The sequence below is a fragment of the Cupriavidus sp. SIMBA_020 genome (assembly GCF_046535395.1).
GTDB lineage: Bacteria > Pseudomonadota > Gammaproteobacteria > Burkholderiales > Burkholderiaceae > Cupriavidus > Cupriavidus campinensis.
The window spans coordinates 1-239 of sequence record NZ_JAWRWU010001567.1 but is presented as its reverse complement, the minus strand read 5'-3'; the positions used below and the strand labels follow the sequence as shown (position 1 = coordinate 239).

1 protein-coding gene is annotated in these 239 nt (G+C 56.9%); it reads right to left on the bottom strand.

Annotated features, from left to right (window positions below):
* Positions 1–45 precede the first annotated feature (45 nt).
* Positions 46–239 (bottom strand): winged helix-turn-helix transcriptional regulator (locus SB751_RS34880; RefSeq protein ID WP_410749596.1); only part of this gene is annotated, 194 nt, incomplete at its 5' end.

Genomic DNA, 239 nt, shown 5'->3' with positions numbered 1-239 from the left:
CGTCGCAGAGGTTCGCTAAGAAGTGGTCGTAGCCTGCTCTTCCTATCAGGCTTGGTGCCGCTCGTCGTAGGCTTCCTGTGCCTGCTCGATTTCATGCAAATGCTTGATCGACCATTCATACACCGCACCGAACGGAACCTGCAGCGTACGCCCGAGTTCGGTGATCGAATATTCGACGGCCACCGGAGAAGTATCGAGCACTTTCCGGGCGATCAGTCCATTTCGCTCCAGCCGCCGTA